At 55.0% G+C, this 21,000-nt stretch carries 21 protein-coding genes; 13 read left to right on the plus strand and 8 right to left on the minus strand.

The features are described 5' to 3' along the window. The first annotated feature begins 1 nt into the window (after window position 1). The 11 genes from lpxD (at window position 2) to NR201_RS18030 (ending at window position 13,135) form a co-directional block, all read left to right on the plus strand. Entirely contained in the window at window positions 2–1,027 is a 1,026-nt protein-coding gene (lpxD, locus tag NR201_RS17980; protein ID WP_010254128.1) for a UDP-3-O-(3-hydroxymyristoyl)glucosamine N-acyltransferase, read from the plus strand. Window positions 1,028–1,179: 152 nt separating this feature from the next. Beyond that, window positions 1,180–1,635: a 3-hydroxyacyl-ACP dehydratase FabZ gene (gene fabZ / locus NR201_RS17985; protein ID WP_003852639.1), complete on the plus strand. Its 456-nt coding sequence runs from the start codon at window positions 1,180–1,182 to the stop codon at window positions 1,633–1,635. A gap of 3 nt (window positions 1,636–1,638) precedes the next feature. Further along, the gene (gene lpxA / locus NR201_RS17990) at window positions 1,639–2,427 is read left to right on the plus strand and encodes an acyl-ACP--UDP-N-acetylglucosamine O-acyltransferase (protein ID WP_010254134.1); all 789 of its coding nucleotides are present in this window, start codon (window positions 1,639–1,641) and stop codon (window positions 2,425–2,427) included. Between the two features lie 3 nt (window positions 2,428–2,430). Continuing rightward, window positions 2,431–3,579, plus strand: a complete 1,149-nt coding sequence (lpxB, locus tag NR201_RS17995) for a lipid-A-disaccharide synthase (RefSeq protein WP_033767972.1) — start codon at window positions 2,431–2,433, stop codon at window positions 3,577–3,579. Next, window positions 3,572–4,198, plus strand: a complete 627-nt coding sequence (gene rnhB, locus NR201_RS18000; protein ID WP_022625455.1) for a ribonuclease HII — start codon at window positions 3,572–3,574, stop codon at window positions 4,196–4,198. The genes lpxB and rnhB overlap by 8 nt, the downstream gene beginning before the upstream one ends. A 31-nt stretch (window positions 4,199–4,229) precedes the next feature. Continuing rightward, window positions 4,230–7,712, plus strand: coding sequence for a DNA polymerase III subunit alpha (dnaE, locus tag NR201_RS18005; RefSeq protein WP_010671865.1), 3,483 nt, complete (start codon window positions 4,230–4,232; stop codon window positions 7,710–7,712). Between the two features lie 12 nt (window positions 7,713–7,724). Next, the gene (gene accA, locus NR201_RS18010; RefSeq protein ID WP_010254150.1) at window positions 7,725–8,681 is read left to right on the plus strand and encodes an acetyl-CoA carboxylase carboxyl transferase subunit alpha; all 957 of its coding nucleotides are present in this window, start codon (window positions 7,725–7,727) and stop codon (window positions 8,679–8,681) included. 169 nt (window positions 8,682–8,850) lie between these two features. Then, window positions 8,851–11,001, plus strand: coding sequence for a lysine decarboxylase LdcC (locus tag NR201_RS18015; protein ID WP_256850049.1), 2,151 nt, complete (start codon window positions 8,851–8,853; stop codon window positions 10,999–11,001). Window positions 11,002–11,065: 64 nt separating this feature from the next. Continuing rightward, window positions 11,066–11,455: a VOC family protein gene (locus NR201_RS18020; protein ID WP_010671867.1), complete on the plus strand. Its 390-nt coding sequence runs from the start codon at window positions 11,066–11,068 to the stop codon at window positions 11,453–11,455. A 52-nt stretch (window positions 11,456–11,507) separates the two neighbouring features. Further along, the gene (tilS, locus tag NR201_RS18025; RefSeq protein ID WP_256850050.1) at window positions 11,508–12,827 is read left to right on the plus strand and encodes a tRNA lysidine(34) synthetase TilS; all 1,320 of its coding nucleotides are present in this window, start codon (window positions 11,508–11,510) and stop codon (window positions 12,825–12,827) included. Then, window positions 12,827–13,135, plus strand: coding sequence for a cytochrome c (locus NR201_RS18030; RefSeq protein WP_010254164.1), 309 nt, complete (start codon window positions 12,827–12,829; stop codon window positions 13,133–13,135). Before tilS ends, NR201_RS18030 begins: the two co-directional genes overlap by 1 nt. 40 nt (window positions 13,136–13,175) lie before the next feature. On the opposite strand, the gene rof is transcribed toward NR201_RS18030, so the two are convergent. Together rof and NR201_RS18040 are read right to left on the minus strand one after the other, a co-directional pair. Further along, entirely contained in the window at window positions 13,176–13,436 is a 261-nt protein-coding gene (rof, locus tag NR201_RS18035) for a Rho-binding antiterminator (RefSeq protein WP_010254167.1), read from the minus strand. Next, on the minus strand, window positions 13,423–13,623 hold the full coding sequence (locus tag NR201_RS18040; RefSeq protein ID WP_010254172.1) for a YaeP family protein: 201 nt from the start codon (window positions 13,621–13,623) through the stop codon (window positions 13,423–13,425). The genes rof and NR201_RS18040 overlap by 14 nt, the downstream gene beginning before the upstream one ends. A gap of 217 nt (window positions 13,624–13,840) precedes the next feature. On the opposite strand from NR201_RS18040, the gene arfB reads away from it, so the two are divergent. Further along, on the plus strand, window positions 13,841–14,251 hold the full coding sequence (gene arfB, locus NR201_RS18045) for an alternative ribosome rescue aminoacyl-tRNA hydrolase ArfB (RefSeq protein ID WP_010254175.1): 411 nt from the start codon (window positions 13,841–13,843) through the stop codon (window positions 14,249–14,251). 232 nt (window positions 14,252–14,483) lie between these two features. Here the strand turns inward: arfB and proS are convergent, their stop codons facing one another. The 6 genes from proS to metN form a co-directional block, all read right to left on the minus strand. After that, window positions 14,484–16,202, minus strand: a complete 1,719-nt coding sequence (proS, locus tag NR201_RS18050; RefSeq protein WP_010671869.1) for a proline--tRNA ligase — start codon at window positions 16,200–16,202, stop codon at window positions 14,484–14,486. An 89-nt stretch (window positions 16,203–16,291) separates the two neighbouring features. Then, window positions 16,292–16,996 carry a tRNA (N6-threonylcarbamoyladenosine(37)-N6)-methyltransferase TrmO gene (gene tsaA / locus NR201_RS18055; RefSeq protein ID WP_052271755.1) on the minus strand — a complete coding sequence of 235 codons (705 nt, stop codon included), beginning with the start codon at window positions 16,994–16,996 and terminating at the stop codon, window positions 16,292–16,294. Continuing rightward, a complete protein-coding gene (rcsF, locus tag NR201_RS18060; RefSeq protein ID WP_010254182.1) occupies window positions 16,993–17,391 on the minus strand; it encodes an Rcs stress response system protein RcsF in 399 nt (132 codons plus the stop codon). Before rcsF ends, tsaA begins: the two co-directional genes overlap by 4 nt. A 128-nt stretch (window positions 17,392–17,519) precedes the next feature. After that, complete coding sequence (locus tag NR201_RS18065) at window positions 17,520–18,335, minus strand: MetQ/NlpA family lipoprotein (RefSeq protein ID WP_010254184.1); 816 nt, start codon at window positions 18,333–18,335, stop codon at window positions 17,520–17,522. A 34-nt stretch (window positions 18,336–18,369) separates the two neighbouring features. Beyond that, window positions 18,370–19,023, minus strand: a complete 654-nt coding sequence (locus NR201_RS18070; protein ID WP_003852613.1) for a methionine ABC transporter permease MetI — start codon at window positions 19,021–19,023, stop codon at window positions 18,370–18,372. Next, entirely contained in the window at window positions 19,016–20,047 is a 1,032-nt protein-coding gene (gene metN / locus NR201_RS18075) for a methionine ABC transporter ATP-binding protein MetN (protein ID WP_010254188.1), read from the minus strand. The genes NR201_RS18070 and metN overlap by 8 nt, the downstream gene beginning before the upstream one ends. A gap of 189 nt (window positions 20,048–20,236) precedes the next feature. Here metN and gmhB point away from each other — a divergent pair, with 189 nt between their 5' ends. Then, window positions 20,237–20,797 carry a D-glycero-beta-D-manno-heptose 1,7-bisphosphate 7-phosphatase gene (gene gmhB, locus NR201_RS18080; RefSeq protein ID WP_010254191.1) on the plus strand — a complete coding sequence of 187 codons (561 nt, stop codon included), beginning with the start codon at window positions 20,237–20,239 and terminating at the stop codon, window positions 20,795–20,797. Window positions 20,798–21,000 lie beyond the last annotated feature (203 nt).

Raw genomic sequence — 21,000 nt, forward strand, 5'->3', positions numbered from 1 at the left:
CATGTCATCTATTCGACTGGCTGATTTAGCCCAGCAGTTGGATGCAGAATTGCACGGAGATGGCGATATCGTCATCTCCGGCATTGCTTCTATGCAATCCGCCACAACTGGCCAAATCACTTTTCTTGCAAACAGCCGTTACCGCGAGCAACTCGCCCTGATTAAGGCCTCAGCCGTGGTGCTGACGGAAGCGGATCTGGAGTGGTGCAATACCGCAGCGCTGGTGGTGAAAGATCCCTACCTGACCTATGCGCGTATGGCACAAATACTCGATACCACGCCACAGCCAGCGCAAAATATTGCCCCCAGTGCAGTGATCGATCCCTCAGCCCGACTCGGGAGCAACGTCGCCATTGGCGCCAATGCGGTGATCGAAGCGGATGTTGAGCTGGGCGATAACGTGGTCATTGGTGCAGGATGTTTTGTTGGCAAAAAAACTCGTATCGGCAGCGGTACCCGTCTCTGGGCCAACGTCTCTGTTTATCACGAAATTGAAATCGGTCAGGATTGCCTGATTCAGTCAGGTACCGTCATCGGTTCTGATGGTTTCGGCTATGCCAACGATCGCGGTAACTGGGTGAAAATCCCGCAGTTAGGCGCGGTGATAATCGGCGATCGCGTAGAAATAGGTGCCTGCACCACTATCGATCGCGGTGCGCTGGATAACACTCTGATCGGCAATGGTGTTATCATAGACAACCAGTGCCAGATCGCTCACAACGTAGTTATTGGCGACAATACTGCGGTTGCAGGCGGTGTGATCATGGCGGGTAGTTTGAAAATTGGGCGTTACTGTATGATTGGCGGTGCCAGCGTCATTAACGGCCATATGGAAATCTGTGACAAAGTAACGGTGACCGGTATGGGTATGGTCATGCGTCCTATCACAGAGCCTGGTGTCTATTCATCAGGCATTCCGCTGCAACCCAACAAAACCTGGCGCAAAACTGCAGCGCTGGTGATGAACATCGATGACATGAGCAAACGCTTAAAAGCCATCGAGCGCAAGGTCGGCAAAGACGACTAACCGCCATCCCAAAACTGACCGGCTTTCATAATAAAAATGTTAAGCAGGGAAGCCCGGCGCCACAGAACCTATTTGCGGCCTGCGGAAGATCATTTTGATCTGTGCAGGCCGTGTTATTGATGTCATCAGATTTTTAGGACAGGAAGAGTATTTTGACTACTGAAACTCATACTCTGAAAATTGAAGAGATTTTAGAGCTGCTGCCGCACCGCTATCCGTTTCTGCTGGTAGACCGCGTGCTGGAATTTGAAGAGCACAAATACCTGCGTGCAGTGAAGAACGTTTCTGTTAATGAACCGTTTTTCCAGGGGCACTTCCCTGGTAAACCGATTTTTCCTGGCGTTCTGATCCTGGAAGCGATGGCGCAGGCTACCGGTATTCTGGCGTTTAAAAGCGTAGGTAAACTGGAGCCAGGCGAACTCTACTACTTTGCCGGTATCGACAGTGCCCGTTTCAAGCGCCCTGTGGTACCAGGCGACCAAATGATCATGGAAGTCACTTTCGAGAAAACCCGCCGTGGTCTGACCCGCTTTAAAGGCGTGGCGACTGTCGACGGTAAAATCGTTTGTGAAGCGACCATGATGTGTGCCCGCAGCCGGGAGGCATAATTCGTGATTGATCCAACAGCCACTATCCATCCCAGTTCTGTCATCGAAGAGGGCGCTATTATTGGCGCCCGCGTTCACATTGGCCCGTTTTGCTTTATTGGTGCGAATGTTGAGATCGGTGAAGGAACGGTACTGAAGTCACATGTTGTGGTGAACGGCCACACGCGCATCGGTAAAGATAATCAGATTTATCAGTTCGCCTCAATTGGCGAAGTGAATCAGGATCTGAAATATGCCGGTGAGCCAACACGGGTTGAGATCGGTGATCGTAACCGCATCCGTGAAAGCGTGACGATTCATCGCGGCACCACGCAGGGTGGCCAGGTCACCACAGTGGGCAGCGATAATCTGCTGATGGTTAATGCTCACATCGCGCATGACTGCGTGATTGGCAACCGCTGTATCTTCGCCAACAACGCCACCCTGGGTGGTCACGTGACGGTCGATGATTTCGCCATTATTGGCGGCATGACAGCGGTACATCAGTGGTGCATCATCGGTGCTCACGTGATGGTTGGCGGCTGTTCGGGCGTGGCGCAGGATGTGCCGCCTTACGTTATTGCGCAGGGCAACCACGCTACGCCGTTCGGGATCAATATCGAAGGTCTCAAGCGTCGTGGCTTCAGCAAAGAGTCGTTGCACGCTATCCGCAACGCCTACAAGTTGCTCTATCGCAGTGGCAGAACGCTTGAGGAAGTGAAACCGGAGATCGAAGCCATCGCACAGCAGCACAGCGAAGTGCAACCTTTCTACGATTTCTTCACCCGTTCAACCCGTGGATTAATTCGTTAATCCATGTCAGCGCGTCCCTTAACGATTGCCCTGGTCGCCGGAGAAACCTCCGGCGATATTCTTGGTGCAGGTCTGATCCGTGCCCTGAAAGCCCGTCATCCGGATGCACGCTTTGTCGGCGTGGCGGGTCCCCTGATGCAGGCTGAAGGGTGTGAAGCCTGGTATGAGATGGAAGAGCTGGCGGTGATGGGCATTGTCGAGGTGCTCGGTCGCCTGCGACGCCTGCTGACAATCCGTCGCGATCTCACCCGGCGTTTTACCGAACTCCGACCCGATGTCTTTGTCGGGATTGATGCGCCCGATTTCAATATCACGCTGGAAGGCAATCTTAAACGCACTGGCATTCGCACTATCCACTATGTCAGCCCCTCGGTGTGGGCATGGCGGCAAAAGCGTGTCTTTAAGATTGGTCGTAACACCGATCTGGTGCTGGCGTTCCTGCCATTTGAAAAAGCTTTCTACGATCGCTATAACGTTCCCTGTCGTTTTATCGGTCACACCATGGCGGATGCCATGCCGCTGCAACCCGATAAGCTGGCTGCACGCCGTCATCTGGGCATTGCCGATGATGCGCTCTGCCTGGCCTTGCTGCCCGGCAGCCGGGGTGCGGAAGTGGAAATGCTCAGCGCCGATTTTCTGAAAACCGCTCAGTTGCTGCGTCGTCACTATCCGGCACTGGAAATCGTGGTGCCGCTGGTCAACGCCCGTCGCCGCGAACAGTTTGAGAAGATTAAAGCCGAAACCGCCCCCGAACTGCCGATGCATCTGCTTGATGGTCAGGGACGTGAGGCGATGATTGCGAGCGATGCCGCACTCCTGGCGTCAGGCACTGCCGCACTTGAGTGCATGCTGGCAAAATGCCCAATGGTTGTCGGTTATCGCATGAAGCCGGCCACCTTCTGGCTGGCGAAACGGCTGGTCAAAACCCCTTACGTATCGCTGCCAAACCTGCTGGCAGGGCGTGAGCTGGTCAAAGAGTTACTGCAGGATGAGTGTCAGCCTGAAGCCCTGGCCGCAGCGTTAGATCCGCTGCTGCATGCCGGGCCTGAGCGAGAAACACTCCTGCAGACGTTTCATGAATTACATCAACAGATCCGCTGGAGCGCCGATGAGCAGGCAGCGGATGCGGTACTGGAGCTGGTGAATGCCTGATTTTATCTATCCTGTCGCCAGACTGATTGCCGGTGTGGACGAAGTGGGGCGCGGTCCGCTGGTTGGCGCGGTCGTTACTGCCGCGGTGATCCTCGATCCGGCAAACCCGATTACCGGCCTGGCCGACTCGAAGAAACTGTCTGAAAAGCGCCGCCTGGCGTTGTATGACGAAATCAAAGAGAAAGCGCTGGCATGGAGTCTGGGACGCGCAGAGCCTGAAGAGATCGATCAGCTCAACATTCTGCATGCCACTATGCTGGCGATGCAGCGCGCCGTAGCTGGCCTCGGCATTCAGCCCGATTATGTGCTGATTGATGGTAATCGTTGCCCGGCACTGCCAATGCCTTCACAGGCGGTAGTTAAAGGGGATAGTCTGGTTGCCGAAATCAGTGCAGCATCGATCATCGCCAAAGTGTCGCGTGACCAGGAGATGACCGAACTCGATCTGCTGTTCCCGCAGTATGGTTTTGCGCAGCACAAAGGTTATCCGACGGCGCTGCATATGGAAAAACTGACGCAGTATGGCGTCACGCCGCACCACCGTCGCAGTTTTGCGCCCGTACGCAATGCGCTGCTCGATGCTGAAGTACTGGCTGCCCGCCAGACCCTTACGCTTTAATAGCCTGACGCTGTTTTAACCGGAAACTGATATGGCTGAACCCCGTTTTATACATCTGCGTGTCCACAGTGACTATTCGATGGTTGATGGCCTGGCGAAAACCGGGCCGTTAATCAAGAAGGCGGCTGCCCTTGGCATGCCGGCTATCGCGATTACCGACTTCACTAACCTCTGTGGCCTGGTGAAATTCTACGGTGGCGCGCACAGCGCAGGGATAAAGCCGGTCATTGGTGCCGATTTCAACGTTGCCAGTGAGCTGATGGGGGATGAACTGACACAGCTTACCGTGCTGGCGTCCAGTAATACCGGATACCAGAACCTGACGCTGCTGATCTCCCGTGCCTATCAGCGTGGGTATGGCGTGGACGGACCGATCATCGACCGCGACTGGCTGATTGAATTGCAGGAAGGATTAATCCTGCTGTCAGGCGGACGGCGTGGCGATGTGGGTCGCAGCCTGCTGCGCGGCAACAATGCCCTGGTTTCGCAATGCCTGTCGTTTTACCAGCAACATTTCCCCGATCGCTACTACCTGGAGCTGATTCGTACCGGCCGTCAGGACGAAGAGAGCTATCTGCATGCGGCAGTTGAACTGGCGATTGCAGAGGGAATACCGGTGGTTGCCACCAATGAAGTATGCTTTATCAATGCAGAAGATTTCGATGCGCACGAAATTCGCGTTGCCATTCATGACGGCTATACGCTGGATGATCCCAAGCGTCCGCGTAACTACAGTCCTCAGCAATATATGCGCAGCGAAGAGGAGATGTGCGAGCTCTTCTCGGACATCCCGGAAGCGCTGGAAAACAGCGTAGAGATTGCTAAGCGTTGTAACGTCACGGTCCGGCTGGGCGAATACTTCCTGCCGCAGTTCCCGACCGGTGACATGACCACCGAAGATTATCTGGTAGTGAAATCCCGTGAGGGTCTGGAAGAGCGTCTGGAGTTCCTGTTCCCGGACGAAGCCGAACGCCTTGAGAAACGCCCGGAATATGATGAACGTCTGGAGATTGAACTCAACGTTATTAACCAGATGGGTTTCCCCGGCTACTTCCTGATCGTAATGGAGTTCATCCAGTGGTCGAAGGACAACGGCGTGCCGGTCGGGCCGGGGCGTGGTTCCGGTGCCGGTTCGCTGGTGGCCTATGCGCTGAAAATCACCGATATCGATCCGCTGGAATTTGACCTGCTGTTCGAACGCTTCCTGAACCCGGAACGCGTCTCGATGCCCGATTTCGACGTCGACTTCTGCATGGAGAAGCGCGATCAGGTGATCGAACACGTTGCAGATATGTACGGACGTGAAGCGGTTTCCCAGATTATTACCTTCGGCACCATGGCGGCGAAAGCGGTCATTCGCGATGTGGGCCGCGTGCTGGGACATCCTTACGGCTTCGTTGACCGCATTTCAAAACTGATCCCGCCCGATCCCGGCATGACGCTGGAAAAAGCTTTTATTGCTGAACCGCAGCTTCCCGCCATGTATGACGCGGACGAAGAGGTTAAAGCGCTGATCGACATGGCGCGCAAGCTGGAAGGGGTCACGCGTAACGCCGGTAAACATGCGGGCGGCGTGGTCATTGCGCCAACGAAGATCACCGATTTTGCGCCGCTCTATTGCGATGAGCATGGGCAGTTCCCGGTAACTCAGTTCGATAAAAATGATGTGGAATATGCCGGCCTGGTGAAGTTCGACTTCCTGGGCCTGCGTACGCTGACCATCATCGACTGGGCGCTGAAGATGATCAACCCGCGCCGGGAAAAGCAGGGACTGGAGCCGATCGATATCGCCTCTATCCCGCTGGACGATAAGAAAAGCTTCGATATGCTGCAGCGCTCGGAAACCACCGCGGTGTTCCAGCTTGAATCGCGCGGCATGAAAGATCTGATTAAGCGTCTGAAGCCCGACTGCTTCGAAGATATGATCGCACTGGTGGCGCTGTTCCGTCCTGGCCCACTGCAGTCCGGCATGGTGGATAACTTCATTGACCGTAAGCATGGCCGTGAAGCGATCTCCTATCCCGACATTCAGTGGCAGCATGAAAGCCTGAAACCGGTGCTGGAACCGACCTACGGCATCATCCTCTATCAGGAACAGGTGATGCAGATCGCCCAGGTTCTCTCCGGTTACACGCTGGGCGGTGCGGATATGCTGCGTCGCGCCATGGGTAAAAAGAAACCCGAGGAGATGGCCAAACAGCGTTCTGTATTCCGCGACGGTGCCGAAAGTATGGGCATCGACGGGGAACTGTCGATGAAGATCTTCGATCTGGTAGAAAAATTTGCAGGTTATGGCTTTAACAAGTCACACTCTGCGGCCTACGCACTCGTCTCCTACCAGACGTTGTGGCTGAAGGCGCACTATCCGGCTGAGTTTATGGCTGCGGTCATGACCGCCGATATGGATAACACCGAGAAAGTGGTTGGCCTGGTCGATGAGTGCTGGCGGATGGGACTGAAAGTCCTGCCGCCTGATATCAACTCCGGTCTCTATCAGTTCCATGTTAATGACGCGGGCGAGATCGTTTACGGCATTGGCGCGATTAAAGGCGTCGGTGAAGGTCCGATCGAAGCGATCATCGACGCCCGTAACGAAGGCGGTTATTTCCGCGAGTTGTTTGATCTCTGCGCCCGTACCGACACCAAAAAGATCAACCGTCGGGTAATGGAAAAATTGATCATGTCCGGGGCCTTTGATCGCCTTGGACCGCATCGTGCTGCGCTGATGAGTTCACTCAGTGACGCGTTAAAAGCGGCCGATCAGCACGCGAAAGCGGAAGCGATTGGCCAGGCTGATATGTTTGGCGTACTGGCGGAAGAGCCGGAACAGGTTGAGAAATCGTACGCCAGCGTCACGCCGTGGCCTGAGCAGGTGCAGCTGGATGGCGAACGGGAAACGCTGGGGCTTTACCTTACCGGCCACCCGATTAATCAGTACCTGAAAGAAATTGAGCGTTACGTTGGCGGGGTGCGGCTGAAAGATATGCATCCTACCGATCGGGGTAAAATTACCGTGGCGGCCGGTCTGGTGATCGCGGCACGGGTAATGGTCACCAAACGCGGCAACCGAATTGGTATCTGTACTCTGGACGATCGCTCCGGTCGTCTTGAGGTGATGTTATTTACCGATGCGTTAGATAAATACCAGCAGTTGCTGGAGAAAGACCGAATTCTGATCGTCAGCGGACAGGTCAGCTTTGATGACTTCAGTGGTGGCCTTAAAATGACCGCTCGTGAAGTCATGGACATCGACGAAGCTCGCGAAAAATACGCGCGCGGACTTGCTATCTCGCTGACGGACAGGCAAATTGATGACCAGCTATTAAACCGACTCCGTCAGTCTCTGGAACCTCATCGATCAGGGACTATTCCGGTGCATCTCTACTATCAGAGAGCCGACGCGCGAGCGAAGCTGCGCTTTGGTGCAGCGTGGCGAATTTCGCCCAGCGATCGTTTACTTAACGATCTGCGCTCGTTGATTGGATCGGAGCAGGTGGAACTGGAGTTTGACTAGAACAGGAACATTATGAGTCTTAATTACCTGGATTTTGAACAGCCAATTGCAGAACTGGAAGCGAAGATCGATTCGCTGACCTCAATTGGTCGTCAGGATGATAAACACGTTAATCTGGATGAAGAAGTTCAGCGTCTGCGTGAGAAAAGCGTTGAGCTGACCCGTAAGATCTTCGCCGATTTGGGCGCATGGCAAATCGCTCAGCTGGCGCGTCATCCTTTGCGTCCTTACACCTTTGACTACGTGCGCAACGCCTTCGACGATTTCGATGAGCTGGCGGGCGACCGTGCTTATGCCGATGACAAAGCGATTGTGGGCGGGATTGCACGTCTTGATGGACGTCCGGTGATGATCATCGGGCACCAGAAAGGCCGTGAAACCAAAGAGAAAATTCGCCGTAACTTCGGCATGCCAGCACCGGAAGGCTATCGCAAAGCGCTGCGCCTGATGGAGATGGCTGAGCGTTTCAAAATGCCAATCATCACCTTCATCGACACACCGGGTGCCTATCCGGGTGTGGGCGCGGAAGAGCGTGGGCAGTCTGAAGCGATTGCCCGCAACCTGCGTGAAATGTCTGGCCTGAAAGTGCCGGTGATCTGTACGGTCATCGGTGAGGGCGGTTCAGGTGGTGCGCTGGCGATTGGCGTGGGCGACAAAGTGAATATGCTGCAGTACAGCACCTATTCAGTGATCTCGCCGGAAGGCTGTGCATCTATTCTGTGGAAAAGCGCTGACAAAGCGCCGCTGGCCGCTGAAGCGATGGGCATTACCGCTCACCGTCTGAAAGAGCTGAAGCTGATTGACTCGGTGATCCCTGAGCCGCTGGGTGGCGCGCATCGCCGTCCGGTTGATATGGCGCAGTCACTGAAGCAGCAGCTGCTGGCCGATCTGGCCGATCTCGATGGATTTAGCACTGAAGAGCTGCTGGATCGTCGTTATCAGCGCCTGATGAGCTACGGCTACGCCTGATTTAGCCCCATCTGTAAAAGCGGACTCCGGTCCGCTTTTTTTATGCCGCCAGTTTATCTCCGCACGCTATTCCCCTCTCTTTCAGCGCCATCCGATAGCCGCCTTGCTACACCTTCCGCGGGTTAGCGGTTATGCTTGTCCGGTTCCACAATAATCAGGGAGATGGGCATTGAATATTCTGGCGATCATGGGCGCGCACGGCGTGTTTTATAAAGATGAACCGTTACGCGAACTCGACGCGGCGTTAAATCTGCAAGGCTTCAGGCTGCTTTACCCGAAAAACAGTGACGATCTGCTGAAACTGATCGAGCACAATCCGCGTATCAGCGGCGTCATCTTCGACTGGGACGCGCACAACAGTCCGGAACTCTGCGGTGAGATTAATCAGCTCAACGAATATCTGCCGCTGTACGCCTTTATCAACACCCACTCGCAGATGGACATCAGCGTCAATGAGATGCGCATGCCGCTGCACTTTTTTGAGTACGCGCTGAATGCCGCCGACGATATCGCGCTGCACATCCGGCAATATACCGATGACTATCTCGACCACATTACGCCGCCGCTGACTAAAGCGCTGTTCACCTATGTGAAAGAGGGCAAGTACACCTTCTGCACGCCGGGCCATATGGCGGGTACCGCGTTTCAGAAGAGCCCGGTGGGCTGCCTGTTCTACGATTTCTTCGGGGCCAATACCCTGAAATCGGACATCTCAATTTCCGTTACCGAACTGGGTTCGCTGCTTGATCACACTGGTCCGCACCTTGAAGCGGAGGAGTATATCGCACGCACTTTTGGCGCCGAGCAGAGTTACATGGTGACCAACGGGACCTCAACGTCGAACAAAATTGTCGGCATGTATGCCGCACCGGCGGGCAGCACCGTGCTGATCGATCGCAACTGCCACAAGTCACTGACCCATCTGCTGATGATGAGCGATCTTATCCCCATCTGGCTGAAGCCGACCCGCAATGCGTTGGGTATTCTCGGCGGTATCCCGAAGCAGGAGTTCACCCGCGAGAGCATTTCGCTCAAGGTGGCTGCCACCGACCGTGCCACGTGGCCGGTTCATGCGGTGATCACCAACTCCACCTATGATGGGCTGCTCTACAATACCCAGTACATCAAAGAGACACTGGATGTACCGTCGATTCATTTCGATTCAGCGTGGGTGCCTTACACCAATTTCCATCCGATCTACGCCGGTAAAAGTGGCATGAGTGGCGACCGCATCCCGGGCAAAGTGGTGTATGAGACGCAATCAACCCACAAACTGCTGGCGGCATTTTCGCAGGCATCAATGATTCACATTAAGGGCGACTACGACGAACTGACGTTTAACGAAGCCTACATGATGCACACCACCACCTCGCCCAATTACGCCATCGTCTCCTCTATTGAAACTGCTGCTGCCATGCTGCGTGGCAATCCCGGTAAACGACTGATCAATCGCTCGGTGGAGCGCGCGCTGCACTTCCGTCGGGAGATCCAGCGCCTGCGCGAAGAGTCCGACAGCTGGTTCTTTGATATCTGGCAGCCGGAAGAGGTTGATGAAGCGCAATGCTGGCCGATCCAGCCCGGCGACGAAGAGTGGCACGGATTTACTCAGGCCGATCGCGATCACATGTACCTCGATCCGATCAAAGTCACCATTCTGACGCCGGGCATGAGTGAACTGGGGAAGATGGCGGAAGAGGGGATCCCGGCGGCGCTGGTGGCGAAGTTTCTGGATGGGCGCGGCATCGTGGTGGAGAAAACCGGCCCCTATAACCTGCTGTTCCTGTTCAGCATCGGTATCGACAAAACCAAAGCGATGAGCGTACTGCGCGGTCTGACCGAGTTCAAACGCGCCTACGATCTCAATCTGCGGGTGAAAAACATGCTGCCGGATCTCTATGCCGAAGATCCTGACTTCTATCGCAATATGCGCATTCAGACACTGGCGCAGGGGATCCATCAGCTGATCCGCCATCACGATCTGCCGCGTCTGATGCTGCAGGCATTTGATGTCCTGCCCGAAATGAAGATGACGCCGCATCAGGCGTTTCAGCAGCAGGTGAAGGGCAACATCGAAACGGTGGATCTCAGCGAACTGGTCGGGCGGGTGTCGGCCAATATGATTCTGCCTTATCCGCCAGGCGTTCCACTGGTGATGCCTGGCGAGATGATTACTGAGAAGAGCCGCGCGGTGCTCGATTTTCTGCTGATGCTGTGCAGCATTGGACGGCATTATCCGGGCTTCGAAACGGATATTCACGGCGCCAGCCTGACCGAAGAGGGCGAGTATCGCGTCCGCGTGCTGAAAAACGACCTCGCATAAACCTTTAAACGACTATCAGCGGCAGGGTGTCTGCGGACAGCCTGCCCGAATCAGGGAATTGAACATGTTGCAGTTAACCGCTATTCACCACATCGCCATCATCGCCTCTGACTATCAGCGCAGCAAAGCATTCTATTGTGACGTACTGGGTTTCCGTCTGATGGGCGAATATTACCGCGAAGCGCGGGACTCCTGGAAAGGCGACCTTGCCCTACAGGATCGCTACACCATTGAGCTGTTCTCTTTTCCTGAGCCGCCGGCGCGGGTCAGTCATCCTGAAGCGTGTGGCCTGCGTCATCTGGCCTTTACCGTGCCGGATGTTGCCGCTGCCGTCGCGACGCTGGCCGATAAAGGCGTTATCTGCGAACCGATTCGCATTGATGACCTGACCGGTAAACAATGCACTTTCTTTGCCGATCCGGATGGTTTGCCGCTGGAGCTTTATCAGGCGTAAAATAGCGCGCTCAGCGGGCGACATTCAGTGGCCCGATTTTCTGGATTCTGCCATGTCTTTGCCCGCTTTTGACAACCTTTTGCAACCTGATGCCGCCCTGGTGGTCGCATTCAGCGGTGGACTGGATTCAACCGTGCTGCTGCATCAGCTTCGCGGCTGGCAGCAGCAGCATCCTCAGTTGCGCCTGCGGGCACTGCATGTTCACCATGGGCTTAGCCCGAATGCCGATCGCTGGGCAACCCATTGCCAGACGATTTGCGCGCAGTGGCAGCTGCCCTGTGAAGTGCTCCGCGTTAACGTTGATGGCCGGGAAAACGGCATTGAAGCGGCCGCCCGAACCGCCCGTTATCAGGCGCTGAGTGCGGCACTGCAGCCGGGCGAAGTATTACTCACTGCGCAGCACCTCGACGATCAGTGCGAAACATTCCTGCTGGCGCTGAAGCGCGGCAGTGGACCCGCCGGGCTGGCAGCGATGCCCGCTACACGCGCGCTGGGTTCTCATCAGCTGGTGCGTCCGCTGCTGAATCAGACGCGACAGTCGCTTGAAGCCTATGCCGACGCGCATCAGCTGGCGTGGATTGAAGATGAGAGCAATCAGGATCTTCGCTACGACCGCAACTTTCTGCGTCAGCGGCTGCTGCCTGAGCTTCACCAGCGCTGGCCCCATTTTGCCGAGGCAGCGGCCCGCAGTGCGGCGTTATGCAGTGAGCAGGAGCAGTTGCTGGATGAACTGCTCACCGGGCAACTGGCAGAGCTGATCCAGCCTGATGGCAGCCTGCACTTTCCACCCATAATGGCCATGAGTGAGCTGCGTGCTAATGCCTTATTGCGGCGCTGGATCGCCGGACAGGGTGGGGCGATGCCGTCCCGTGAAGCGCTGAAACGCATCCACGACGAAGTGATGGCGAGCCGGGAGGATGCGCAGCCCCGGCTGCGATTCGGTCAGGCTGAACTCCGTCGTTACCGTCAGCAGCTCTACTGGCTGCCGTTGTTCAGTTCACTGCGCGACACCGTGCTGGCATGGCCCGATCTCTGCCAGCCGCTGGCGTTACCGCAGAACCTTGGCACGCTGCGTGCCAGCCAGTCAGAGAGCCTGTTGCGCTATCCTGAGCCGGATGAGCAGGTCAGCGTGCGGTTTCACGCACAGGGTCATGTCCATCTGGTGGGCCGTCGTGGCGGAAGGGAAATGAAAAAACTGTGGCAGGAGTTACAGATACCGCCGTGGCAGCGTGAACGGCTGCCGTTAATTTTTTATAACCAGACGCTGGTCTGCGTTCCGACTCTTTTTGTCACCCGTGATGGCGCGGCCACTGATCAGCAGGGCTGGCAGATAGTCTGGGACGGAGCATGCGGCGCAGGAGAACAACAATAATGAAACAGTGGCTTATTGCCTGTTTAGCGGTCACCGTGTTACCGGCATGGGCAGCGGGTGATGCGCAGCGCGGCGCACAGAAAGCGGGCAGTTGCATGGCCTGTCATGGCGCAGCGGGAAAAGCGGCGGTGCCGCTCTATCCTGACCTGGCCGGGCAGCACGCACCTTATCTGGAACATGCGCTGCAGGCCTATAAAAAGGGCGAACGCAGTGGCGGTCAGGCTGAAGTCATGAAGGCGTTTGTGGCGGGATTGAGTGACAGCGATATGGCGGATTTAGCGGCGTACTACAGTTCGTTGCAGCCCTGAAGTTTAACAGGGCGGAAAGGTCCCGCCCTGAATGCGTAGGTTACTCTGCGCTGACAACCACCGTACCCAACTCGGGATGGGTGAAGCTGGCGATATGGTCGAGACGTAATTCGCGATGTTCACCGGAAAGATCGATAGCCAGATATTCAACGTTCTTACGTGAAAAGATCTCTTTGGCTTTTGCCTTAAGCTGCTCGCCATCTTTCATTTCCAGCGACAGCATCCAGTTGTTCTGGCAGGCGAGTTCCAGATTATCGTAATCATCGCAATTGATAGGTTGGTACGCTTCATTTATCAACATAGTCGCTCACCAATAAGTTAGCAGCGGCGTAGGCCGCCTGTTCCCTGACAGAAGAGTTTAGCTCAGTATTTGCGGCAACATCATTAAGTGCCTTCAATGCGCAGCCAATCGCATCCGGTATGTAACCTAAATCCCCGCTGCCGATTTCGGCATACTTCCGGCGAACTAACTCACAATAATTTTGCACGTGGCCCTCCTCGGCAGAGCGTAAATACTCTGGTTAACTGGCGACTATATCATAGCCATTTAGAGGAAATCAGCCTGCGTAAAGCAGGAACAGTGCGCGAATCACTGCTAAAGTGACAGATTCCGCTGTCTGAGGCGGAATAAATCAGAGCACAAAAGGTTAATTTGATGAACAGGTTATCGGAGGTCAACGTGGTTAAGGTGTGGGGAGCGAGCTTATGATTATGCTATCCCGTTCGGTTGAGATTCCGGAAAGTGAGATCGAGCTGACGGCGATTCGTGCTCAGGGCGCAGGCGGACAACATGTCAATAAAGCCAGCACCGCCATTCATCTGCGCTTCGATATTGCTGCCTCTTCACTGCCCGCGTTTTATAAAGAGCGGCTGCTCACCGCCACTCATCATTTGATTACCGGTGATGGCGTTGTAGTGATCAAGGCGCAGGAGTATCGCAGTCAGGAGATGAATCGTGAAGCGGCGCTGCAACGTCTGGTTAATCTGATCCAGGAGCTGAGTACCGTGGAAAAAGCCCGGCGCGCCACGCGGCCGACCCGCGCCTCAAAAGAGCGCCGTCTGGAAGGAAAAGCCCGCCGCAGTTCAACTAAATCGATGCGCGGCAAGGTGCAATAAAAAACGCCCCGCAGGCGGGGCGTTTGAGTACTTACAACGTCAGGGGCGAGCGGAGAAGAGATCGAGCCTGCTCAGGGAACGGGGTCAGATCGGAAAGTCGCTAAAGCCATCCATGGCCGCTCGGCCCGCACCGTCCCTGGCGCGGGACGCTTTCCTCTCCTGACCCGGTTCCCTTCGCGTTGAGCTCATCTGTTGTGGCCAGATTCAGCCCGCTTTGATTAACGCTAAGAACTTACTTATTCAGAGCCTTCAGCAGGAATTCAACAATTTCATCCTGCTTAATCATCTGCTTCTCACCGGCACGACGTGATTTGTACTCAATCTCCTGATTATCGAGATTGCGATCACCAATGACGATGGTGTGTGGCACACCAATCAGTTCCATATCAGCGAACATCACGCCCGGACGCTCTTTACGGTCATCCAGAATAACCTCAACGCCTTTGGCACGCAGGGTGGCATACAGCTCTTCCGCCAGCTCTTTAACCCGGAACGATTTCTGCATATTCATTGGCAGAATCGCAACTTCGAAAGGTGCCAGTGCGGCTGGCCAGATGATGCCGCGATCGTCATGGTTCTGCTCAATGGCTGCCGCAACAACGCGGGTGATGCCGATGCCGTAGCAGCCCATGCTCATCACCTGATTGCGGCCATCTTCGCCCTGAACCGACGCTTTCAGCGCGTCAGAATACTTGGTGCCGAGCTGGAAAATATGACCGACTTCGATGCCGCGCTTAATCTGCAGCGTGCCTTTACCATCCGGGCTTAAATCGCCTTCGACCACGTTACGGATATCTGCAACGCTGGCCAGCGGCAGATCGCGCTCCCAGTTAATGCCGAAGTAGTGCTTACCATCGACGTTGGCACCGGCACTGAAGTCGCTCATCTTCGCCACGGTACGGTCAGCAATAACAGGCATCTGCAGACCAACCGGGCCGATTGAACCCGGTCCGGCACCTACTGCGGCGCGAATCTCTTCTTCGGTCGCGAACACCAGCGGTGACGCAACGATCTCTGACTTCTCCGCTTTGATCTCATTAAGCTGATGATCGCCGCGTACCAGCAGGGCAACCAGCGCGTGGCCGCTCTCTTCGGCACCTTTAACAATCAGCGTTTTCACTGTTTTTTCAACAGGCACGCTGAATTGCTCAACCAGCTCCGCGATGGTTTTTGCGTCTGGCGTCTCGACCAGTTGCATCTCCTGCGACGGCGCTGCGCGCTCACCGGCGGGTGCGACGGCTTCGGCCAGCTCAATATTGGCCGCGTAATCAGAATCGGTAGAGAAGATCACATCATCTTCACCGCTCTGCGCCAGAACCTGGAACTCATGGGAGGCGCTGCCGCCAATCGAGCCGGTGTCGGCCTGCACGGCGCGGAAATCCAGACCCATACGGCTGAAGATCTGGCTATAGGCGCGGTACATCGCGTCATACGTTTCCTGCAGCGACTCCTGCGAAACGTGGAACGAGTAAGCATCTTTCATGATGAATTCACGTGAACGCATCACGCCAAAGCGCGGACGGACTTCATCACGGAATTTGGTCTGGATCTGATAGAGGTTGAGCGGCAGTTGCTTATAAGAGCTCAGCTCATTGCGGATCAGGTCAGTGACCACCTCTTCATGCGTCGGACCCAGCACGAACGGACGCTCGTGGCGATCTGCAATACGTAACAGTTCCGGGCCATACTCCTCCCAGCGACCGCTCTCCTGCCACAGGTCGGCGGGCTGCACAACCGGCATTAAAATCTCAACCGCGCCCGCGTTGTTCATCTCTTCGCGCACGATGTTTTCGACTTTTTTCAGCACGCGAACCCCGGTCGGTAACCAGGTGTACAAGCCAGAAGCCAGTTTGCGGATCATACCGGCGCGCAGCATCAGCTGGTGGCTGATCACTTCAGCGTCGGAAGGCGTCTCTTTCTGAGTAGAGAGCAGATATTGAGTAGTACGCATTGATTACGGTTCCAGTTGATCGGAAAGTCACAGACAGAATTTTGCTGGCGGCTAGTGTACCAGTGAGATCACCGGCTCAAAAGCGGGTTTTAACGCGGGTCGATGGCGATCACTTCAGTACCGGCATCGTCAATGCGCCAGCGTACATTAAAATCCATCAGCCAGGCCGCATATTCCCGCGCCTGTGTCTCGCCCTGACGGTAAGCGGGACGGGGATCCTGTGCCAGCACTTCACTGATAAAGCGAGCCAGATTGGGATAGCGCGACTGCTGGTGGAGCTGCTGTTGTGCCAGCGCGGAGAAGCGAACCGGCATATCAGCCGCAGGTGCCGCCTGAGCAAAACCCGCCTGGGCATGGGGCAATGCTTCGGCAAAGGGCAGATAAGGTTTGATATCCACCACCGGGGTGCCATCGACCAGATCCAGACTGCCAAGCTGCAGGATCACCTGCTGTTTTTCAATCCTGATACCTTTTAGCTCAACCAGCGACATGCCAATGGGATTGGGACGGAACGTTGAACGTGTCGCAAATACACCTATGCGCGCATTGCCGCCCAGTCGGGGAGGGCGAACCGTGGGACGCCAGCCGCCCTCCATCGTCTGATGGAAGACAAACAGCAGCCAGAGGTGGCTGAACGCTTCCAGTCCACGCACCGCTTCCGGCTGATTGTAAGGTGGCTGCAGGTGCAGTTCGCCGCCGCCATCCTGCACCAGCCCTGGCTGGCGCGGCACGGCAAACTTCTCCTTCCACGGTGAGCGGATTACCCCAATTTGCGCAAAGGCGAATTCACTCATTGATTGCTGACTTTCAGTGCCGAACCCTGACACACCGCCTGACGATAGCAGCCTGGCGTGCCGGTGACGATTTCACACTGATGCAGCAGCACCGCATTGGCTTTCATCTGTGACGCTTTGATCTGCAGGCGTTTACGTGCAGTAGCGATGTTGGCTGGGGAGTTCTGATTACTCATCTGGCAATCTTCAGCGGAGACTTCACCCAGATCGCGGAACGGCTTGCTGACCAGATCGGCGGCATCGGTATAGAGCTTAACCGGTGCCGGTCGTGACACAGGCTTACGGGTGGGTTCACTGGATTGCTGCGGCCGGGACGGTGCGCTGCTTATCGGGTGATACTCATGAACACACCCTGTCAGCATCAATGCTAACAAGCAGAGCGGTAAAAAACGCATGGCAACATCCTCAGGTTTCAAAAAGTGGCGTTATTGAAACAAGGACAAGAATAAATAACAAGTCGGGCAGGGCAGCCAATAACAGAAAGGGCGGCATAGCGCCGCCCTTAAGGAGATGAACAGCTGAATTACCAGCCTTTAACCGCGCCGCCGTTAAAGACTTTGTTAGCGGCATCGTAGACTTCGTCAGACTGGTAAGCCTTGACGAATTTCTTCACGTTTTCCGCATCTTTATTATCTTCGCGCGCCACAATCAGGTTCACGTACGGTGAATCTTTATCTTCGACGAAAATACCATCTTTGGCTGGTGTCAGGCCAATCTGGCTGGCGTAGGTGGTGTTGATAACCGCCAGCGCGATCTGCTGATCGTCCAGTGAGCGTGGCAGCTGCGGCGCTTCCAGCTCAACAATTTTCAGATGCTTAGGGTTTTCAGTGATATCCAGTGAGGTTGGCAGCAGGCCCACGCCATCTTTCAGCTTGATCAGACCCACTTTCTGCAGCAGCAGCAGCGTACGGCCCAGGTTGGTCGGGTCGTTTGGAATGGCAACCTGAGCGCCATCCTGCAGCTCATCCAGTGACTTGATCTTTTTCGAATAGCCCGCGATTGGGTAGACGAAGGAGTTACCCACTGAAACCAGCTTGTAGCCACGATCTTTGATCTGCTGATCCAGATACGGTTTGTGCTGGAAAGCGTTGACGTCGATATCGCCTTTGCTCAGCGCTTCATTCGGCAGTACGTAATCGTTGAAGGTGACCAGCTCAACGTCCAGACCATATTTCTCTTTGGCAACTTTCTGCGCTGCTTCAGCAACCTGCTGCTCAGCACCGACAATCACACCCACCTTGATGTGGTTAGGGTCTTTCTCTTTTTGATCGCATCCTGCCAGCGCAATCGCGCCAATCAGTGCACCCACAGCGGCAATTTTCTTGAATCTGAAAGACATATCCTTTCCTTCTTAATAATGTGATATTGCTGGCTTATTTATGGGACACCGCATGCACGATGCGGTCGCCACAGAATTGAATGAGATACACCAAAACTACTAACAACACCAATACCGTATTCATCACAGTGGCGTTATATCCGATATAACCATACTGATAACCGATCTGGCCCAGACCACCGGCACCCACCGCGCCACCCATGGCGGAGTAACCAACCAGGGTAATCAGGGTGATGGTCGCAGCATTCACCAGGCCAGGCATCGCTTCCGGCAGCAGAACCTTACGGATGATCTGCATTGGCGTGGCGCCCATAGCTCGTGACGCTTCAATCAGTCCGGTTGGCAGTTCCAGCAAGGCATTTTCAACCATACGTGCGATAAACGGTGCCGCGCCAACGGTCAACGGAACGATGGCCGCCTGCAGTCCGATTGAGGTGCCGACGATTACGCGAGTAAAAGGAATCATCCAGACCAGTAAGATAATGAAAGGAATGGAGCGGAAGATATTCACCAGCGCGGAGAGCACGCGATAAAGTCCCTGATTCTGCAGAATCTGGCCCGGACGGGTGACATAGAGTAAAACGCCGACCGGCAGACCCAGCACAAAACCGAAAAAGCCCGAGACGAAGGTCATCATCAGCGTTTCCCACACGCCCCGTCCCAGCAACCACATCATCGCTTCAGACATAACCTAACACCTCTACTTTCACATGATTCTCCTTCAGCCAGGCTATCGCCTCGCGGGTATCGCTTTCTGTGCCGTGCATTTCGGCCAGCATGATGCCGAATTTCACGCCACCGGCGTAATCCATCTGGGCACTGATAATGTTGTTATTCACGTTGTAACGGCGCGCGGCTTCAGACAGCAGCGGCGCATCAACCGATTTACCGGTGAATTCCAGTCGCAGCAGGGGCACGGTGCCTTCAGCGGCGGTGGCAGAAAGGCGCTGCTGGTAATCATCCGGAATATCCAGATGCAGCGTAGACTGAATAAACTGCTGCGCCAGCGGTGTCTTAGGATGAGAGAAGACCTCACTGACGCTATCTTTCTCAATCAGTTCACCGTGACTGATGACCGCAACCTGATCGCAGATGCGTTTCACTACATCCATTTCATGAGTGATCAGCAGAATCGTCAGCCCAAGCCGGCGGTTAATGTCTTTAAGCAATTCCAGAATAGAGCGGGTCGTCGCGGGATCCAGTGCGCTGGTGGCTTCATCACACAGCAGAACCTTGGGATTGCTGGCCAGGGCGCGGGCAATCGCGACACGCTGCTTCTGTCCGCCCGACAGATTGGCGGGCCAGGCATCATGCTTGTCTGATAATCCCACCAGTTCCAGCAGCTCAGTTACGCGAGCCGTGATCTGAGCGCGGGAGAGATTACCGAGTTCCAGTGGAAGAGAGACGTTACCCGCGACGGTACGGGAGTTCATCAGATTAAAGTGCTGGAAGATCATGCCGATCTGGCGGCGCGCCTGGGTTAACTGACGTTCGTTGAGTGCGGTTAAATCAGCACCGTCTACCAGTACGCGGCCCGAAGTAGGGCGCTCCAGCAGGTTAACGCAACGAATCAACGTACTTTTACCGGCACCGGAAGCGCCGATAACGCCATAAATCTGTCCGGCAGGCACGTGCAGGCTGACATCCGTTAGCGCCGGAACAGACCGCGTGCCTTGCTGAAACACCTTGGTGATATTTTCTAGTTTAATCATTATGTTATTTATTATCGTGTTGCGTTGTCCGTGGTGTGGGGAGCCTCGTCGCTTTTATTCGGTATAAAAGCTGGATGGATGTTAAGGCATCCAGACGTCTAAATCAATGGAAGTGATTCAATCTGACATTCTCCCTTTTATAGCAATCATGCGATACTTATCGGCAATTTTTACAGCAGGAGTTTCTACGTGGCGAATAAAGTCCCCGCTATTTTTCTTGATCGTGATGGCACCCTTAATGTCGATAATGGCTATGTCCATGAGATCGATGACTTCCAGTTTATTGACGGCACGATTGAAGCGCTGCAACAACTGAAGGCAATGGGTTTTGCGCTGGTGGTTGTGACCAATCAGTCTGGCATCGCGCGCGGTATGTTTACTGAAGATACCTTTATGCGGCTGACAGAATGGATGGACTGGTCGCTGGCCGATCGCGATGTTGATCTTGATGGCATCTATTTCTGTCCTCACCATCCTGAAGCAACAGTAGCAGAGTTCCGTCAGGCCTGTGACTGCCGCAAGCCTCAGCCGGGTATGCTGTTGACGGCACAGGAAGAACTGAATATTGATATGGCCGCTTCTTATATGGTGGGTGACAAGCTTGAAGATATGCTGGCAGGGCAGGCTGCCGGTGTCGGCAAGAAAGTACTGGTGCGCAGCGGCAAACCGGTCACTGCTGAAGGTGAAGCAGCAGCAGATTGGGTGATTAATAGCCTGGCAGAGCTTCCGGCGCGCATTAAAAAGGGGTAAAACAGCGCTTTTGTGCAAATTTCAGACGAACAGAAAAAAAGTCTCAATTTGCACTTGCGCTATCTGAGCCGTTCCCTATAATGCGCCTCCACTGACACGGCAAACCGGAAACGGAAAACGGGTCAGGAGGCACAGGAGACTGCGCCGCCGGAGAAAAACTTCTGAGAAAGAGGTTGACTCTGCAGGAGGAAAGCGTAATATAC

This window comes from Pantoea sp. Fr-CA_6 (genome assembly GCF_024520895.1).
GTDB lineage: Bacteria > Pseudomonadota > Gammaproteobacteria > Enterobacterales > Enterobacteriaceae > Pantoea > Pantoea agglomerans.

What these genes read in the sequence shown, in the direction of transcription:
- accA (WP_010254150.1), top strand. Translation starts at nt 7,725, where the DNA reads ATGAGTCTTAATTACCTGGATTTTGAACAGCCAATTGCAGAACTGGAA.
- NR201_RS18065 (WP_010254184.1), bottom strand. Translation starts at nt 18,335, where the DNA reads ATGTCTTTCAGATTCAAGAAAATTGCCGCTGTGGGTGCACTGATTGGC.
- arfB (WP_010254175.1), top strand. Translation starts at nt 13,841, where the DNA reads ATGATTATGCTATCCCGTTCGGTTGAGATTCCGGAAAGTGAGATCGAG.
- rof (WP_010254167.1), bottom strand. Translation starts at nt 13,436, where the DNA reads ATGTTGATAAATGAAGCGTACCAACCTATCAATTGCGATGATTACGAT.
- NR201_RS18070 (WP_003852613.1), bottom strand. Translation starts at nt 19,023, where the DNA reads ATGTCTGAAGCGATGATGTGGTTGCTGGGACGGGGCGTGTGGGAAACG.
- tilS (WP_256850050.1), top strand. Translation starts at nt 11,508, where the DNA reads ATGTCTTTGCCCGCTTTTGACAACCTTTTGCAACCTGATGCCGCCCTG.
- tsaA (WP_052271755.1), bottom strand. Translation starts at nt 16,996, where the DNA reads ATGAGTGAATTCGCCTTTGCGCAAATTGGGGTAATCCGCTCACCGTGG.
- rnhB (WP_022625455.1), top strand. Translation starts at nt 3,572, where the DNA reads ATGCCTGATTTTATCTATCCTGTCGCCAGACTGATTGCCGGTGTGGAC.
- lpxB (WP_033767972.1), top strand. Translation starts at nt 2,431, where the DNA reads ATGTCAGCGCGTCCCTTAACGATTGCCCTGGTCGCCGGAGAAACCTCC.
- NR201_RS18020 (WP_010671867.1), top strand. Translation starts at nt 11,066, where the DNA reads ATGTTGCAGTTAACCGCTATTCACCACATCGCCATCATCGCCTCTGAC.
- proS (WP_010671869.1), bottom strand. Translation starts at nt 16,202, where the DNA reads ATGCGTACTACTCAATATCTGCTCTCTACTCAGAAAGAGACGCCTTCC.
- lpxD (WP_010254128.1), top strand. Translation starts at nt 2, where the DNA reads ATGTCATCTATTCGACTGGCTGATTTAGCCCAGCAGTTGGATGCAGAA.
- dnaE (WP_010671865.1), top strand. Translation starts at nt 4,230, where the DNA reads ATGGCTGAACCCCGTTTTATACATCTGCGTGTCCACAGTGACTATTCG.
- NR201_RS18030 (WP_010254164.1), top strand. Translation starts at nt 12,827, where the DNA reads ATGAAACAGTGGCTTATTGCCTGTTTAGCGGTCACCGTGTTACCGGCA.
- metN (WP_010254188.1), bottom strand. Translation starts at nt 20,047, where the DNA reads ATGATTAAACTAGAAAATATCACCAAGGTGTTTCAGCAAGGCACGCGG.
- rcsF (WP_010254182.1), bottom strand. Translation starts at nt 17,391, where the DNA reads ATGCGTTTTTTACCGCTCTGCTTGTTAGCATTGATGCTGACAGGGTGT.